Origin of the sequence: Paraburkholderia ginsengiterrae, assembly GCF_001645125.1 — a bacterium.
Classification (GTDB): domain Bacteria; phylum Pseudomonadota; class Gammaproteobacteria; order Burkholderiales; family Burkholderiaceae; genus Paraburkholderia; species Paraburkholderia ginsengiterrae.
The window spans coordinates 70,336-85,479 of record NZ_LXKA01000265.1 but is presented as its reverse complement, the minus strand read 5'-3'; the positions used below and the strand labels follow the sequence as shown (position 1 = coordinate 85,479).

The 15,144-nt window shown below is 64.8% G+C and carries 15 protein-coding genes; 8 read left to right on the top strand and 7 right to left on the bottom strand.

Going from position 1 to position 15,144, the window contains the following annotated elements; all coding sequences use genetic code 11:
* The coding region (locus A6V37_RS20065) for a 4Fe-4S dicluster domain-containing protein (RefSeq protein WP_208607882.1) at positions 1-482 on the top strand (482 nt) is incomplete at its 5' end.
* Between the two features lie 63 nt (positions 483-545).
* Here the strand turns inward: A6V37_RS20065 and A6V37_RS20060 are convergent.
* From A6V37_RS20060 to A6V37_RS20045, 4 genes are all read right to left on the bottom strand, one after another.
* Positions 546-2,024 carry a tetratricopeptide repeat protein gene (locus A6V37_RS20060; protein ID WP_064286257.1) on the bottom strand — a complete coding sequence of 493 codons (1,479 nt, stop codon included), beginning with the start codon at positions 2,022-2,024 and terminating at the stop codon, positions 546-548.
* Between the two features lie 51 nt (positions 2,025-2,075).
* The gene (aroC, locus tag A6V37_RS20055; RefSeq protein ID WP_064286256.1) at positions 2,076-3,176 is read right to left on the bottom strand and encodes a chorismate synthase; all 1,101 of its coding nucleotides are present in this window, start codon (positions 3,174-3,176) and stop codon (positions 2,076-2,078) included.
* A 65-nt stretch (positions 3,177-3,241) separates the two neighbouring features.
* Positions 3,242-5,179 (bottom strand): MFS transporter, encoded by a 1,938-nt coding sequence (locus tag A6V37_RS20050; protein WP_064286255.1) that lies wholly within the window; start codon positions 5,177-5,179, stop codon positions 3,242-3,244.
* A 156-nt stretch (positions 5,180-5,335) separates the two neighbouring features.
* The gene (locus A6V37_RS20045) at positions 5,336-5,797 is read right to left on the bottom strand and encodes a CBS domain-containing protein (RefSeq protein ID WP_064266449.1); all 462 of its coding nucleotides are present in this window, start codon (positions 5,795-5,797) and stop codon (positions 5,336-5,338) included.
* Positions 5,798-6,037: 240 nt separating this feature from the next.
* On the opposite strand from A6V37_RS20045, the gene A6V37_RS20040 reads away from it, so the two are divergent.
* The 3 genes from A6V37_RS20040 to A6V37_RS20030 all read left to right on the top strand — a co-directional run bounded on the left by A6V37_RS20040 (position 6,038) and on the right by A6V37_RS20030 (position 8,809).
* Positions 6,038-7,429 carry an O-acetylhomoserine aminocarboxypropyltransferase gene (locus A6V37_RS20040; RefSeq protein ID WP_064286254.1) on the top strand — a complete coding sequence of 464 codons (1,392 nt, stop codon included), beginning with the start codon at positions 6,038-6,040 and terminating at the stop codon, positions 7,427-7,429.
* A complete protein-coding gene (locus A6V37_RS20035; protein ID WP_064266447.1) occupies positions 7,426-8,259 on the top strand; it encodes an alpha/beta fold hydrolase in 834 nt (277 codons plus the stop codon). Before A6V37_RS20040 ends, A6V37_RS20035 begins: the two co-directional genes overlap by 4 nt.
* 229 nt (positions 8,260-8,488) lie before the next feature.
* On the top strand, positions 8,489-8,809 hold the full coding sequence (locus A6V37_RS20030; RefSeq protein ID WP_064266446.1) for an Mpo1-like protein: 321 nt from the start codon (positions 8,489-8,491) through the stop codon (positions 8,807-8,809).
* A 45-nt stretch (positions 8,810-8,854) separates the two neighbouring features.
* On the opposite strand, the gene A6V37_RS20025 is transcribed toward A6V37_RS20030, so the two are convergent.
* Entirely contained in the window at positions 8,855-10,168 is a 1,314-nt protein-coding gene (locus A6V37_RS20025) for a YihY family inner membrane protein (protein WP_208607881.1), read from the bottom strand.
* A gap of 120 nt (positions 10,169-10,288) precedes the next feature.
* Here A6V37_RS20025 and wrbA point away from each other — a divergent pair, with 120 nt between their 5' ends.
* The 4 genes from wrbA to A6V37_RS20005 all read left to right on the top strand — a co-directional run bounded on the left by wrbA (position 10,289) and on the right by A6V37_RS20005 (position 13,746).
* Positions 10,289-10,891, top strand: a complete 603-nt coding sequence (gene wrbA, locus A6V37_RS20020; protein WP_064266445.1) for an NAD(P)H:quinone oxidoreductase — start codon at positions 10,289-10,291, stop codon at positions 10,889-10,891.
* Positions 10,888-11,379 carry a DUF2069 domain-containing protein gene (locus A6V37_RS20015; RefSeq protein ID WP_064266444.1) on the top strand — a complete coding sequence of 164 codons (492 nt, stop codon included), beginning with the start codon at positions 10,888-10,890 and terminating at the stop codon, positions 11,377-11,379. Before wrbA ends, A6V37_RS20015 begins: the two co-directional genes overlap by 4 nt.
* A gap of 79 nt (positions 11,380-11,458) precedes the next feature.
* Entirely contained in the window at positions 11,459-12,877 is a 1,419-nt protein-coding gene (locus tag A6V37_RS20010) for an FAD-binding oxidoreductase (protein WP_064266443.1), read from the top strand.
* A gap of 62 nt (positions 12,878-12,939) precedes the next feature.
* Positions 12,940-13,746, top strand: coding sequence for a metallophosphoesterase (locus A6V37_RS20005; RefSeq protein ID WP_064266442.1), 807 nt, complete (start codon positions 12,940-12,942; stop codon positions 13,744-13,746).
* Between the two features lie 67 nt (positions 13,747-13,813).
* Here A6V37_RS20005 and A6V37_RS41470 read toward each other — a convergent pair whose 3' ends face one another.
* Together A6V37_RS41470 and A6V37_RS20000 are read right to left on the bottom strand one after the other, a co-directional pair.
* Positions 13,814-13,972, bottom strand: coding sequence for a hypothetical protein (locus tag A6V37_RS41470; RefSeq protein WP_165614414.1), 159 nt, complete (start codon positions 13,970-13,972; stop codon positions 13,814-13,816).
* Between the two features lie 210 nt (positions 13,973-14,182).
* Positions 14,183-15,121, bottom strand: coding sequence for a LysR family transcriptional regulator (locus A6V37_RS20000; protein WP_064266441.1), 939 nt, complete (start codon positions 15,119-15,121; stop codon positions 14,183-14,185).
* Positions 15,122-15,144 lie beyond the last annotated feature (23 nt).

The window sequence follows — 15,144 nt, the reverse complement described above, 5'->3', positions numbered from 1 at the left end:
AGCAGTGGATGAGCAAGGGCCTGTACCTGGGCACGCTGATGGTGGGCATCGAGCAGAAGCTGCTGGGCGGCAATGTGCCGTGGACGCTGCATCACCAGCATTCGGACCACGAAATGCTCAAGCCGGCGTCCCAGTGCAAGCAGATTGTCTATCCGAAACCGGACGGCAAGCTGACGTTCGACCGCCTCTCGTCAGTGTTCATCTCGAACACGAATCATGAAGAGAACCAGCCGGCGCATCTGACGCTGAAAGACCCGTCCGTGCCGGTAAACGTGAACTGGCAGACCTACGCGGGTCCGGAATCGCGCTATTGCCCGGCGGCGGTGTATGAGTTCGTCAAGAACGACGATGGCGGCGAGCGCCTCGTGATCAATGCGCAGAACTGCGTGCACTGCAAGACCTGCGACATCAAGGACCCGACGCAGAACATCGTGTGGGTCACGCCTGAAGGCGGCGGCGGACCGAACTATCCGAATATGTAATTCACGCTTCAATGACCTTCGCAGCGCGTCCTTTCGAATGCCCGCGTTGCGAAGGCGAAACCCTCAGCGTTGCCTCATCGCTTCAATCCGCTCCCGCACCTTCGCCACCACCGGTGCCCAGTCGCCGACCCGGGGCTGCCGCACCAGTTCGATCGAATCGTACCAGGCTGTAACCTGCGATCCGTCACCCCAGAACCAGGCCGATACGTGGTCGATCATCAGGGAGGTCGGCACACCGAGCGCCCCGGCAAGATGCGCGGGCCCACTGTCGATCGTGACCACCCGGTCCAGATTCGCCAGCAACGCCGCCACGTCGTCGAAACCGGACTGAAAATGATGCGTCAGATCGACGATGTCGAAACCCTTGGCGCGCCATTGCGCGACCGTCTCGCCCCGCCCCGGCGACAGCGCAAAATAGCTCACGCCCGGCACGCTCAATAGCGGCTCGATTTGCTCGATCGGCACCGAGCGCCGCAAGTCGCGGATATGGTCCGGATTGCCGTTCCATACCAGCCCCACCATTCGATTGCCGGGCTTGCCAGCCATCTGCCCTTCGACCCGCTCGCGCCATGTCTGCACGAGCGCGGGATCCGCGCTGAGGTACGGTGCGCCCCATCTCGTCGCATCGACGATGCCGAGCCGCAGCGGCAAGCTCATCAGCCCGCAATGGAAATCAGGCCGCGTTTCCAGGCTCGTTTCGAGCGGCAGATCGGCAGGCAGCATCCGCTCGAATAAATGCCGCAAGGGTCCGTCGTGGTCGAAGATCACGCGGCCGCCTTCGCGCCGCGCGCGCTCGGCCAGCAATGGCAGGAAACGCACCGCCCAAAGGCAATCGCCGTTGCCTTGCTCGCCGTAGACAACCAGCGTCTTGCCGGCGAGCGGTTCGCCCTGCCAATGCGCGCTGATCGCCGCGAGCGCACTTTGCGCGTTATTCAGTTCGCCCCCGGCGAATGCGACGCGCGCCTCGTAATGCGCCCAACCCTCGGCAAAACGCCCAGTGCGAATTTCGAGTTCCGACAGATCGAACAGCGCATGCGCATTGTCCGGCGCGAGCACCAGCACCTGCCTGAGCAGCGCCTCCGCTTCGTCGAGGCGTGCCTGTTCCTTGATGCACAGTGCCAGCTTGTGCAGCGCCACTGGATTGCCGGGCACGACGCGCACCGCCTCGCGCAATAGCGCTTCGGCGGAGGCAAAGTCGTTGCGCTGCTGCACGGCGGCCGCGCGCCAGATCAGCGCGTTGGCATCTTCGGCGTGGCGCGCGAGCAGCAAGCCCGCGGCCGAGTCGACCAGCGGCCAGTCCCGCACGACGAAGGCCGTTTGCGCAATCGTGTGAAGCAGCGTGGGTTCGCAGGAGGGATCGAGTTGGTAAGCGCGTACCAGCGCGGCGAGCGCTTCACGTTGGCCCGCCTTGTCGGGGCCGACGTGTTGCAGCAACGCCTGCCCGAATGCACACCAGTCTCCCGCGACGGCTCCCGGCGCGGCAGCGCGCGCACGCAGGCTCGCGAGATGGCTATTCGCCTGCTCGGAATTGAGATCGGTCATGAAAGACAAGGCGACACGCGCAGTACGAACGCGGAAGGTTGCAGACGCCCGTTAAGGCGCGCTAGCCGCGATCTTCGGCGTATTGACGACTACGTCGCCGCATTGCGCGCGATGGCGCAGCGCATGGTCGATCAGCACCAGCGCGAGCATCGACTCGGCGATCGGCGTGGCACGAATGCCAACGCACGGGTCATGCCGCCCGAACGTTTCGACGACTACCGGCTGCCCCGCCTTGTCGATCGAACGGCGCGGCGTGCGAATGCTCGACGTCGGCTTGATCGCGATCGACACTGTGATGTCCTGCCCCGTCGAAATACCGCCGAGCACACCGCCCGCGTGATTGCCGACGAAACCCTCAGGCGTCAACTCGTCGCCATGCACCGAACCGCGTTGCGCGACGCTGGCAAAACCCGCGCCGATCTCGACGCCCTTCACCGCGTTGATGCCCATCATGGCATGCGCGATGTCCGCGTCGAGGCGGTCGAACAACGGCTCGCCCAGGCCGACCGGCACGCCGGACGCCACCACATTGATGCGCGCGCCGATCGAATCGCCGTCTTTGCGCAGCGCGTCCATATACGCTTCCAGTTGCGGCACGATGTCCGCGTTCGGCACGAAGAATGGATTCTCGCGCACGTGCGCCCAGTCGACGAACGGCACGTCGATCTCGCCGAGCGCCGCCATGTAGCCGCGGATCTCGGTGCCGAACTTCTCTCGCAGCCACTTCTTGGCAACCGCGCCTGCCGCCACCGTGGGCGCGGTCAGACGCGCCGACGAACGGCCGCCGCCACGGTAGTCGCGGATGCCGTATTTCTGCCAGTAGGTGTAGTCGGCGTGGCCCGGACGGAACGTCTCGACGATGTTGCCGTAGTCCTTGCTGCGCTGGTCCGTATTACGAATCAGCAGCGCGATCGGCGCGCCGGTGGTCTGCCCTTCGAACACGCCCGACAGGATCTCGACCTTGTCTTCTTCCTGGCGCTGCGTGACGTGGCGCGACGTGCCGGGCTTGCGGCGGTCGAGTTCGAACTGGATGTCGGCTTCATTGAGCGCCATGCCCGGCGGGCAGCCGTCGATCACGCAGCCGATAGCGGGGCCGTGCGATTCGCCGAAGGTCGTGACAGTGAAAAGCGTACCGAGCGTGTTGCCGGACATGGGCGTCGTCCAAAGAAAAACGGGGAAAGCGCTATTATGCCAGCCCGGCCGCTCGGGTTCCCGCTCTACTTCCGCGCCCCGCGCAACTCTGTGACGATCTGCTGCAGCGCCTCGGGAGTCGCCGCCGCCGGCTCGAGCGGCTCACCCACGGCGAGCGTCAGCCGGCTCATGATGCCTTTGTGGATCGGCCGCGGCCAGTGCGCGTCGTCCGCACGCGAAAACACGCTGCCCCAAAGACCACGCAGCGCCATGGGAATGACCGGCGCCGGGCTGCGGCGAATGATCTCGGACACGCCATGACGGAACGGATTCATCTCGCCCGTTCGGGTGATCTTGCCTTCCGGAAAGATGCACACGAGGTCGCCCTCGGCGAGCGCCTGCGCGCACTTTTCATAGGCTTGCGCCAGCAACTGCTCGTCCTGATGCGCCGGGGCAATCGGAATCGCCTTCGCGTGACGGAACACCCAGCCGGCAAACGGCGACTTGAAGATGTGATGGTCCATCACGAAACGAATCGGCCGCGGGCTCTCGGCCATGATGACGATCGCGTCCACGAAGCTCACGTGGTTGCACACGAGCACCGCCGCGCCCTCTTCCGGAATCCGCTCCGCATGCACGAGACGAATGCGGTAGAACGTATGCACCAGCACCCACGCAATAAAACGCAGCAAAAACTCGGGCACCAGCGAATAGATGTAAGCGGCCACCACGATATTGAGCAGCGCCGTGACGAGAAAGATCGCCGGAATGCTGAATCCCGCGGCGGTCAGCGCCATAGCCATCACCGCCGAAACGATCATGAACAGCGAATTCAGAATATTGTTCGCGGCGATGATGCGCGCACGGTGGCTCGGCTGGCTGCGGCTCTGGATCAGCGCGTAGAGCGGGACGCTATAGAAGCCGCCGAACATGGCGAGCAGGAACAGATCGGCCAGCACGCGCCAATGCGCGGGACGCATCATGAACTCGCCGACGCTCAGCAGATGCCCTGCCGGCGGCAGCGCGTGACTCGCAAAAAACAGATCGATGCCGAACACGCTCATGCCGATCGAGCCGAGCGGCACGAGGCCGATTTCAATGCGCCGCTTGGAGAGCTTCTCGCACATCAGCGAACCGAGGCCGATGCCGATCGAAAACGTGCCGAGCAGCACGGTCACGACGTCCGGGTCGGCCGACAGCACATTTTTTGCAAAGCTGAAGAACGACGAGAGAAACGTCGCGCCGACGAACCACAACCAGGAAATCCCCAGCAGGCTCAGAAACACGGTCCGGTTTTCGCGCGCCAGCTTCAGGTTGCGCCATGTCTCGCTGACCGGATTCCAGTTGATGCGCAGATCGGCCTGCGGCGCCGGCGTTTGCGGCACGAAGCTCGACACGACGCGCCCCACCAGCGCGATCGCGACGCAAGCGCAGGCGAGCACCACCGCGCCGTGTTCGACAAATCCCGCGCCCGCGCCGCCGACAATCGTGCCGATCAGGATCGCCACGAAGGTACCCATCTCGACCATGCCGTTACCGCCGACCAGCTCCGACTTCGACAGATGCTGCGGCAGGTACGAGTATTTGACCGGTCCGAACACGGTTGAGTGCACACCCATCAGGAACGTGCACAGATACAGCAACGGCGCGCTGTGCAGCCAGAATCCCGTTCCGCCGATCAGCATCACGACAATTTCGAAGCTCTTGACGAAACGCGTGAGCATCGCCTTGTCGTACTTGTCGGCGATCTGGCCGGAGGTCGCGGAGAACAGCACGAACGGCAGGATGAAGATCGCCGAGATCAGGAACGCCGCCGTCTTCGGATCGACGCCGGAAAAACGCGCAGCCTGGTACGTGACGAGCGACGTAAAGCCGATCTTGAAGACGTTGTCGTTCATCGCGCCGAGGAACTGGGTCCAGAAAAACGGCGCGAAACGGCGCTGCCCAAGCAGCCTGAACTGGGATTCATGCGCCTCGTGTTGACGGGCGGCTTGTCGGGCAGCAGGTAACGGGCGATCGCTCATGAAGTTCTGGGAGTCCACAACCGGCCACTGCGCCGGACACAAAAAAAGCGCACGCTTTCGCGCGCGCCCTGGCTGCCTGTTCGGGCATCCTCGTGCTCACCGCAGCGGCTCGAGCGCCGCGGTCAGTGTTCGGACACCGGCCGGCACTAGCGCACGTTAGCGCGCCTGCTGCTGTTCCTGCTGCTCTTCGGGCCAATCGCGGATATAAGCCTTGAGCATGCGGTTTTCGAAACCCTGCTCCTCGACCACTGCCTTCGCGACGTCGTAGAACGAGATCACGCCCATCAGCGTGCGGCTTTCCATGACCGGCAAATAGCGCACGTGATGCTCGAGCATCATGCGGCGGACTTCATTGACGTCCGTTTCGGGCGTGCAGGTGAGCGGATGATCGTCCATGACCTTGCGGATCGTGGAGGTGCCGACGCTGCCGCCGTTCTTGCTCAACGTATTGATGATTTCGCGAAACGTCAGCATGCCGACGAGGTCGCCGTATTCCATCACCACCAGCGAGCCGATGTCGTGCTCGGCCATGGCGTTGACTGCGTCGTGCAGCGTGGTATCCGGCGTGACCGTGAATAGGGTGTTGCCTTTGACTTTAAGAATGTCGCTGACTCGCATGATCTGTCTCCCGAATTGCCCGTTAAGCTAATAATGCATCAATGATTTTCGATCCTAGCGGAAAGACCCATAAAAGGAAAGCGGCCCGCCCATCAAGGCTCAGCGGGCTTTCGCGGGCCCGAATCCGGCTCGCCTCGCCGGCTCGCACCGGGAAAACCGCGCTTGATGCACGTGATGCCGATGATAGGATGGCCGCCACTTTCACCTTTCGCGAGGCCGTTCGTGGCCCCGCCGTCCAGCATGTCCGCCAACCGTTTCGACACGCTTGCGCTGCACGCAGGCGCCGTTCCCGACCCGAGCACCGGGGCGCGCGCCACGCCGATATACCAGACTACCTCGTTTTCGTTCCGCGATTCGGACCACGCCGCGGCGCTCTTCAACATGGAGCGCGCCGGCCACGTCTATTCCCGCATCTCGAATCCGACCGTGGCCGTGTTCGAGGAACGCGTGGCCGCGCTGGAAAACGGCGCGGACGCGATCGGCACCGCCAGCGGCCAGGCGGCCTTGCATCTGGCCATCGCCACGCTGATGGGCGCGGGCTCGCATATCGTCGCCTCCAGCGCGCTGTATGGCGGCTCGCACAACCTGCTGCACTACACGCTGCGGCGCTTCGGCATCGAGACGACCTTCGTCAAACCCGGCGATCTCGACGCCTGGCGTACCGCGCTGCGCCCCAATACACGCCTGCTGTTCGGCGAAACGCTCGGCAATCCCGGCCTCGACGTGCTCGACATTGCCGCCGTGGCGCAGATCGCGCATGAGCAGCGCGTGCCGCTGCTGGTCGACTCGACCTTCACCACGCCTTATCTGCTCAAACCGTTCGAGCATGGCGCCGACTTCGTCTACCACTCGGCCACCAAATTTCTCGGCGGCCACGGCACCACGATAGGCGGTGTGCTGGTGGACGGCGGCACGTTCGACTTCGAAGCCTCGGGGCGCTTCCCTGAGTTCACCGAGCCTTACGACGGCTTTCACGGCATGGTGTTCACCGAGGAAAGCACCGTCGCGCCGTTCCTGCTGCGCGCGCGCCGCGAAGGCTTGCGCGACTTCGGCGCCTGCCTGCATCCGCAGGCCGCCTGGCAACTCCTGCAAGGCATCGAGACGCTGCCTCTACGGATGGAACGGCATGTCGCCAATACTCGCCGGGTGGTCGACTTCCTCGCGGCTCACGCCGCGGTGGAATCGGTCGCCTATCCGGAACTGCCGACCCATCCGGACCACGCGCTTGCCAGGCGGCTGCTGCCGCGCGGTGCGGGCGCCGTGTTCAGCTTCAATCTGCGCGGCGATCGCGCCGCCGGACGCAGCTTCATCGAAGCGCTCTCGCTGTTCTCACATCTGGCGAACGTCGGCGACGCGCGCTCGCTGGTGATCCATCCCGCATCGACCACTCACTTTCGCATGGACGCCGCCGCGCTCGCCGCGGCCGGCATTGCCGAAGGCACGATCCGTCTCTCGATCGGGCTCGAAGATCCCGACGACCTGATCGACGACCTCAAGCGCGCGCTCAAGGCCGCGCAGAAAGCGAGCGGCGCCGGTGTGCCGCAAGGCGCTGCCACTACGCCTGACGCCGCCAAGGCAAGCCCGGCCGTTGCATCCGGCACGGCTGCCCAATCCCGCCCGGAGTCCGCATGATCCTCACTGTTCAAGGCCAACCTGCCTACGCATACACCGGCGGCAAAACGTTCGACGCCAGCCTGCCGACGGCCGTGTTCATTCACGGCGCGGAGCACGACCACAGCGTATGGGCGCTGCAAACCCGCTACTTCGCGCATCACGGCTTCGGTGTGCTGGCGGTGGATCTGCCCGGCCATTGCCGCAGCGCCGGCCCGGCGTTGACCACGGTGCCGGCCATGGCCGACTGGCTGGCCGCACTGCTCGACGCCGCGGGCGTGCAACGCGCGTTCGTGGCGGGCCACAGCATGGGCTCGCTGATCGCGCTGGACTTCGCCGGCCGCTACCCGCAACGCGCGACGCACCTCGCCCTGCTCGCCACCGCGGTGCCCATGGCCGTCTCCGACGCATTGCTCGACGCCGCCCTGCACCGCGAGCCCGAGGCGATCGGCATGGTCAACCAGTGGTCGCACTCGACGTTCGCCGCCAAGCCGTCTTGCCCGGGCCCCGGCTTCTGGCTGCACGGCATGAATCAGCGGCTCATGGAACGCGTCTCGGCGCGGGGCGAGCCGAACCTGTTCCACACCGACTTCACCGCCTGCAATACCTATGCGGACGGCCTCGCCCGCGCCGCCGAGGTGCGCTGCGCCACGCGGCTGATCGTGGGCCGGCGCGATGCAATGACGCCGCCGCGCGCGGCCAAGGCGCTGGCGGGCGCCCTCGCGCAAGCGGGGGTACCCGTCGACACCGTCGCGCTGGAAGCCGGCCACGCGTTGATGAGCGAGCAGCCCGACGCCGCGCTCGACGCGCTCTTCAGCTTCGCTTCAAGACCGCCTCACGAAGCCCGGTAAGCGTTGCAAGACGTCACGATAGCCGCACCGCAAGAGTCGCGCCATCGGCCGAATGGCCAGGTTGCGCGCATGGCCCGATAGCCGCACAATGAATCAAACCTGTCCAGCTTCGGGCGCGTATGTTTTGAGCAGGCCGGCGCACGGGCCGAAAGAAGTCCCCTCGCGGGGGAGCCAAGGCAAAGTGAGCGACGGGTACAGAGTCGAACCGCGTAGCAATACGGAGGCCGTCATGGCTCATACCACGCACACCGAGCACTTCGCGAGCTTCGCGGAGTTCTATCCGTACTACCTGAGCGAGCATCAGAACACGACCTCGCGGCGGCTGCATTTCGTGGGTTCGCTGGGCGTGATCGGCTGCCTCGCCATGGCGCTCGCCACCGGCGACTGGCTATGGCTGCCGTTGGCCGTGATCTGCGGGTACGGTTTTGCCTGGGTCGGACATTTCTTCTTCGAGAAGAACCGGCCGGCCACCTTCCGTCATCCGGTGTACAGCCTGATGGGCGACTGGGTGATGTTCAAGGACATCTGCGTCGGCAAGATTTCCTTGTAGCCTTGCATGCGTGCCACCGCCGCACCTTGAGCCGCGTCAGGCAATTCAAGCCGCCTGGTGCGGCATAGACGGCGTGCCGGGCTCGCTCGCCTCGGCATGCGCAGCGCGCGCGGCTGCGCGCGCCGCCAGCAGCGTGGCCAGCGTGACCTTCAGCTTGTCGTTATCGAGCGCGGCCAGCAGCGTTGGCCCATCCACGCGCGTGGATGCCAGGTCGAGCTGATATTCGAGTTCCGCGTGGTCGATCACGAACATGCCGAACAGGTCCTGCACCCTGATCTGAGCCGGATTCGCCAGCAAAAGGTAATGCGGGCGCAGACCGTCCTCCTGCAACTGCACGATCCAGTCAACGGCCTCGAGCTTTTGCAACAGAGTGATCGTGGTATCCATATCGCGCCGGAGCGCCCGCGCCAGTTCAGGCACAGTGGAGCCGCGCTTACCGGCGTCGCGCGCTTCCGAAAGCCGCGCGAGCAGTTCGAGCGCGTCGAACAGATTGCTGCCATCAAAAGTGGGCCGGTGAAACTGGCCGATGCGAATGGCCGGCAACGCGGATGCGATCATCGCGCCCGCGAGCGTGATGAACCAGCACAGGTACATCCACAGAAGGAACAGGGGCACGGCCGCGAACGCGCCGTACACCGCCGTATAGGTCGGAATGCGCCGCACGTAATAACCGAAGCCGCGCTTGGCGAGCTCGAAGGCAATCGCGGCGGTCACGCCGCCGATCACCGCGTCGCGCCATTCCACGCGGCAATTCGGCAGATAGACGTAGAAAATCGTGAAGGCAAGCGCTGTCAGCGGCAGCGCGGCACCCGCGAGCGCCCAGCTGATCAGCGGCGTGATCCGCTGCGCCGCCGTGAACGTCATGGATTGCGTGAACAGGTACGAGGAAATCGACAGGCTCACGCCGATCAGAATCGGCCCGAGCGTGATGATCGCCCAATACACCAGAATGCGCTGCGAGATCGGCCGCGCCTTGCGCACGCGCCAGATCACGTTGAAGGCGGATTCCACGGTCATCATCGTCATGACGGCGGTCACGAACAGAAAAATCATACCGATGGTCGTGAGACCCTTCGCCTTCGAAGCAAACTGGTTCAGATAATTAAAAATCTGGCTGTTGAGCTGCGCCGGCATCAGATGGTCGGCAAGAAAAATCTGCAGCGACATCTGGAACGAAGCAAAGATGGGAAACGCGGTGAACAGCGCGAACGCGACCGTGGCGAGCGGCACGAGCGAGAGCATGGTGGTAAACGTGAGACTGCCTGCCACCTGCGGAATACGGTCTTCGCCGCTGCGCTTTGCGACAAACTGCGCGAGCCGTTTGAGCGTGTCGAGATCGAAACGCACCGTGGACAACAAACCTGCCTCCTTGCTTCGTGAACCGGTGTTTCAGGACCGTGCGCAAGACCTGGCCGAACGGCTATGAGTGGCCTGTGGAGCGGACCCAGCCCCTATAATACCCGTTCACCGATGAGGCCTATGAAAGACATTCTCGTGCTCTATTACAGCCGTCACGGCGCCACGCGCGAACTCGCGCTGGCGATCGCGCACGGCGTCGACAGCGTCCCCGGCATGCAGGCGCGCGTGCGCACCGTGCCGGCGGTTTCCACCGTCTGCGAAGCGACCCAGCCCGACATCCCGGCCGAGGGCCCGCCCTACGTCGAACTGCGCGATCTGGAAGAATGCGCCGGTCTCGCGCTCGGTTCGCCCACCCGCTTCGGCAACATGGCCGCCGCGCTCAAATACTTTCTCGACGGCACCACGCCGCAATGGCTGTCGGGCGCCCTCTCCGGCAAACCGGCCTGTGTGTTCACGTCCACCGGCAGTCTGCACGGCGGCCAGGAATCCACGCTGCTTTCCATGATGCTGCCGCTTCTGCATCACGGCATGCTGATCGTCGGCATTCCCTATACGGAAAGCGCGCTGACCACCACGCAAACCGGCGGCACGCCGTATGGCGCGTCGCATTTCGCGCGCGCGGGCACGGCCGAACACGGCATCTCCGCCGACGAAAAAACCCTCGCCATCGCACTCGGCGCACGCGTCGCGCGCACGGCTGCTTCCATGAGCGAACGGCCGTGAACGAGCTGGATGCCAAGGCGTCCGACGCGCCCGAGGTCAACCCCGCGGCGCAAGCGTCCATGACCGCAACCGCCACGCCGGTGCCGCAAAACCGCGCGGCCGCGCTCAGCGCCACCGCTGCCCTGGTGGCGCTGATCGGCCTCTGCGTCGCGTGGGAATGGTGGCTCGCGCCGCTGCGTCCAGGCGGCTCGGCACTCGTGCTCAAAGCCGTGCCGCTGCTGCTCGCACTGCCGGGCGTGTGGCGGCAGCGGCTTTACACGCTGCAATGGGCGTCGATGCTGATCCTGCTGTATTTTGCCGAGGGCATCGTGCGCGGCTGGAGCGACCGGGGAATGAGCGCCGGTCTCGGCTGGCTGGAAACCGTGCTCTCCGGGATCTTTTTCGTCTGCGCGCTGGCCTACGTCGCGCCGTTCAAGCGCGCGGCGAAACAGGCTGCCAGGGAGAGCAGGACGCGAGCCATGCAGCAGGCCGCAAACCAGACCGAGTAGACAACCCCACCCGAACACGCCCCCGACCACCCTACACCGCCTCACACGACACATCCGCAGACCCCGCTGACCGACCATCATGACTCAAACCGCTTTCCTCGCCGCCTGCCGCGACATCATCGGCACCGCACAGGTGCTGACCGATCCGCATGACACCGCGCCGTACCTGACCGACTGGCGCCGCCGCTATACCGGCGCGGCGTGCGCGGTGCTCTGCCCGGCCACGCCGGATGAGGTCGCGGCGCTCGTCAAGCTCGCCGTGCAGCACCGCGTCGCGCTGGTGCCGCAAGGCGGCAACACCGGTCTCGCGGGCGGCGCCACGCCGGACGCAAACGGCGCGCAGGCGGTCATCAGCCTGCGACGCCTGAACCGCGTGCGCGACATCGACCCGCACAACAATACGATTACCGTTGAAGCCGGCGTCATCCTCGCCGAAGTGCAGCGGCACGCCGCCGAAGCCGGCCGTCTGTTCCCGCTGAGTCTCGCCGCCGAAGGCAGCTGCACGATCGGCGGCAATCTCGCCACCAATGCGGGCGGCACCGGCGTGCTGCGCTACGGCAACACGCGCGAGTTGTGCCTCGGCCTCGAAGTCGTCACGCCGCAAGGCGAACTGTGGGACGGTCTGCGCGGACTGCGCAAGGACAACACCGGCTACGACCTGCGCGATCTGTTCATCGGCGCGGAAGGCACGCTCGGCATCATCACCGCGGCCGTGCTCAAGCTGCATCCGCAACCGGCCGCGCGCGTCACGGCGCTCGCCGCGCTCGCTTCGCCGCATGCGGCGCTCGACTTCCTGTCGCTCACGCAACGGGTCGCCGGGCCGCTGCTGACCGGCTTCGAACTGATGTCGGATTTCTGCCTGCGGCTGGTCGGCCGTCATTTCGAGCAGATGCGCTATCCGTTCGCCGAACCGCACGCGCAAGTCGTACTGCTGGAATTGTCGGATAGCGAAAGCGAGGAACACGCGCGCGAACTGTTCGAGCGTCTGATGGAAATCGCGCTCGAAGACGGCCTGGTGCAGGACGCCGTGGTCGCGGAAAACCTCAGCCAGTCGCGGGCATTCTGGAATCTGCGCGAACATATTCCACTCGCCCAGGCCGAGGAAGGCCTAAACATCAAGCACGATATCGCGGTGCCCATCTCACGCATCGGCCACTTCATCGAGGAAACCGACGCGCTGATCGCACAGGCGGTGCCGGGCGCGCGCATGGTGACGTTCGGCCACCTCGGCGACGGCAATCTGCACTACAACGTGCAGGCGCCTGAGGGCGTCGACGCGAAGGTGTTTCTCAAGCAATACCAGAGCGCGATCAACCAGATCGTCTACGACAGCGTGCACCGGCATCGCGGCAGCATCAGCGCGGAGCACGGGCTCGGCCAACTGAAGATCGACGAGGCGATGCACTACAAACAGGACGTCGAAGTACAGTTGATGCGCGCCGTCAAACACGCGCTCGATCCGCTGAATCTGATGAATCCGGGCAAGGTGCTACGCTAGCGTATAGCGCGCCGCGCTTCCCAACGTTATCCCGTGGCGCCCTCTTTGCAGGAGTCCTGGCCGTGAAGATTCGAGTGCTGTCCGATCTGCATCTGGAGAACGACGAACCCGAACTGGTCCCGCATGCGCGGGCGGATCTGATCGTGCTGGCCGGCGACATCCACAATCACGCGGCCGGACCGCGCTGGGCCGCGCAGGCCTTCGACGGTGAAGTGCCCGTGGTCTACGTGCCCGGCAATCACGAATACTACGACGGCGAATTCAGCGCGCTCGAAGCGGCGCTCCATGACGCGGCCGCGCAGGTCGACAACGTGCACGTGCTGAACAACGCCGCGCTGGTGGATCCGCAAGGTCAGTGGCGCGTGCTCGGCACGACCTTGTGGACTGACTTCGCGTTATGCGGAGCGGACCCGGAGGCGCTCGCCGGGTCGATCGACGCGGCGCGCCGCGTCATGCTCGATTTCCGCGGACTCATCCAGATGAACTGGCCGCACGACACGCATGACGCGACGCGCGATTTCACGCCCGACGACTCGCTCGCGCTGCACCGGCACGCACGCGCGTGGCTCGAAGCGGAGCTCGCCAGGCCGTTCGGCGGCAAGACGATTGTGGTGACGCATCACGCGCCGCATCGGCTGAGTCTGGCTGAAAAGTATGCTGAGGACCGAGTGTCGGCGGGTTTCGTCACCCATTTGCCGGAGCTGGTGCGCGCGCCTGTCTCGCTGTGGATTCATGGGCACACGCATACGTCGTTCGACTACACCGTGAACGGCACACGTGTGGTCTGCAATCCGCGCGGCTACTTCGACCGGCGCACCCAGAAGTGGGAAAATCCGCTTTTCGCGTGGGACAAGGTCGTCGAAATCTAGCGGAGAGGATCGGGCCGGCCTGCGGCTGATCCGGTATGAAAGCGACCGGGCACAGGCCCGGCAAGGCTTAACGGTCGCGCCGTTGCGCCGCAGATTCAGGACGATCGACCTTGACCGGCACCAGTTGTGGCTGCTGCTCGCGCAGACGGCGCAGCAGATCGCGCGACGCGGCAACGCCAATCAGGCCAAACATGACCGCCAGGCCAATCATCAGATTCGTATCCATGGATTCTTCGTCCTTCTGTCGTTTCGAGTTGCCTAACGGCGGTGCACTGAGCGCCGCGGCTCGAGTTCGCGCGGCGCATGAACGACACGTTAGCAAATCGGCTGTGCCGCAGAAGTAATGAAATGTTGCGACGCCGCACTTATGTAACAGCCGGTCACACGGCGGCACGCCCAACCGTCAACGATTGTCAGAACGCCTGGCGACAGGCCGTCAGGCGCGCGCGAATTCGCGCAGTTGCGCCTGATCCTTGGCCAGCGTAGCCGGCAGCTCGTCGCGCAGGAATTCGATCCAGGTGCGGATTTTCGCGTCCAGATACTGACGGGACGGGTATAGCGCGTAGAGATTCATCTCCTGCGACGTGTATTCCGGCAGCAGCCACACGAGGTCGCCGCTTTTCAACCCGCTGATCGCCGAGTAAATCGGAATCAGCCCGACGCCCATGCCGTTGGACACCGCCACCGCCATGGCTTCGGCCACGTTCACCTGGAACGTGGCGGCACCGAGATCGATCGTTTCTTCGCCGTTCGGGCCGTCGAACGTCCATTTGTCGGTGGGAAACACTGGCGTGACCATTTGCAGGCAGGTGTGGCGCGCGAGATCCGCGGGCGTCTGCGGCACGCCGTGCCGTTCCAGATACGCAGGCGACGCGCACGCAATGCTGAACGCGCTGCCAATGCGCTGCGACACCAGCCCCGAATCCGGCAGCCCGGTGGCGAGCGTGAGCGACACGTCGAAACCTTCGTCAAGCAGGTCCGGCATGCGCTGCGCGAGCGTGAGTTCGATCTGGACGTCCGGATAGCGGTCCTGATAGCGGCCGACCGCCGGCACCACGTAATGCTGGCCGAAACTGGTCATGGCGTGAACCTTGAGCTTGCCGGACGGACGCGCGTGCGCGTCGCCCGCCTCGGCTTCCGCCTGTTCCACATACGCGAGAATCTGCTCGCAGCGCTGCAGATAACGTTCGCCCGCCTCGGTCAGCGCGATGCGTCGCGTGGTGCGGTTCAGCAGCCGCGTGCGCAGATGCGCTTCCAGATCGGAAACCGCGCGCGAGGCGTAGGCCGTGGTCGTGTTCAGGTGCTGCGCGGCACCCGTGAAGCTGCCCGCTTCGACGACGCGGACAAATACGCGCATGTTTTGAAGCGTATCCATAACTATCTCAGTCGATTCGGTAG

Excerpts from the sequence above, each read along its gene's own strand:
- A6V37_RS20060 (WP_064286257.1), bottom strand. The coding sequence starts at position 2,024 with ATGACCGATCTCAATTCCGAGCAGGCGAATAGCCATCTCGCGAGCCTG.
- aroC (WP_064286256.1), bottom strand. The coding sequence starts at position 3,176 with ATGTCCGGCAACACGCTCGGTACGCTTTTCACTGTCACGACCTTCGGC.
- A6V37_RS20050 (WP_064286255.1), bottom strand. The coding sequence starts at position 5,179 with ATGAGCGATCGCCCGTTACCTGCTGCCCGACAAGCCGCCCGTCAACAC.
- A6V37_RS20045 (WP_064266449.1), bottom strand. The coding sequence starts at position 5,797 with ATGCGAGTCAGCGACATTCTTAAAGTCAAAGGCAACACCCTATTCACG.
- A6V37_RS20040 (WP_064286254.1), top strand. The coding sequence starts at position 6,038 with ATGTCCGCCAACCGTTTCGACACGCTTGCGCTGCACGCAGGCGCCGTT.
- A6V37_RS20035 (WP_064266447.1), top strand. The coding sequence starts at position 7,426 with ATGATCCTCACTGTTCAAGGCCAACCTGCCTACGCATACACCGGCGGC.
- A6V37_RS20030 (WP_064266446.1), top strand. The coding sequence starts at position 8,489 with ATGGCTCATACCACGCACACCGAGCACTTCGCGAGCTTCGCGGAGTTC.
- wrbA (WP_064266445.1), top strand. The coding sequence starts at position 10,289 with ATGAAAGACATTCTCGTGCTCTATTACAGCCGTCACGGCGCCACGCGC.
- A6V37_RS20010 (WP_064266443.1), top strand. The coding sequence starts at position 11,459 with ATGACTCAAACCGCTTTCCTCGCCGCCTGCCGCGACATCATCGGCACC.
- A6V37_RS41470 (WP_165614414.1), bottom strand. The coding sequence starts at position 13,972 with ATGGATACGAATCTGATGATTGGCCTGGCGGTCATGTTTGGCCTGATT.
- A6V37_RS20000 (WP_064266441.1), bottom strand. The coding sequence starts at position 15,121 with ATGGATACGCTTCAAAACATGCGCGTATTTGTCCGCGTCGTCGAAGCG.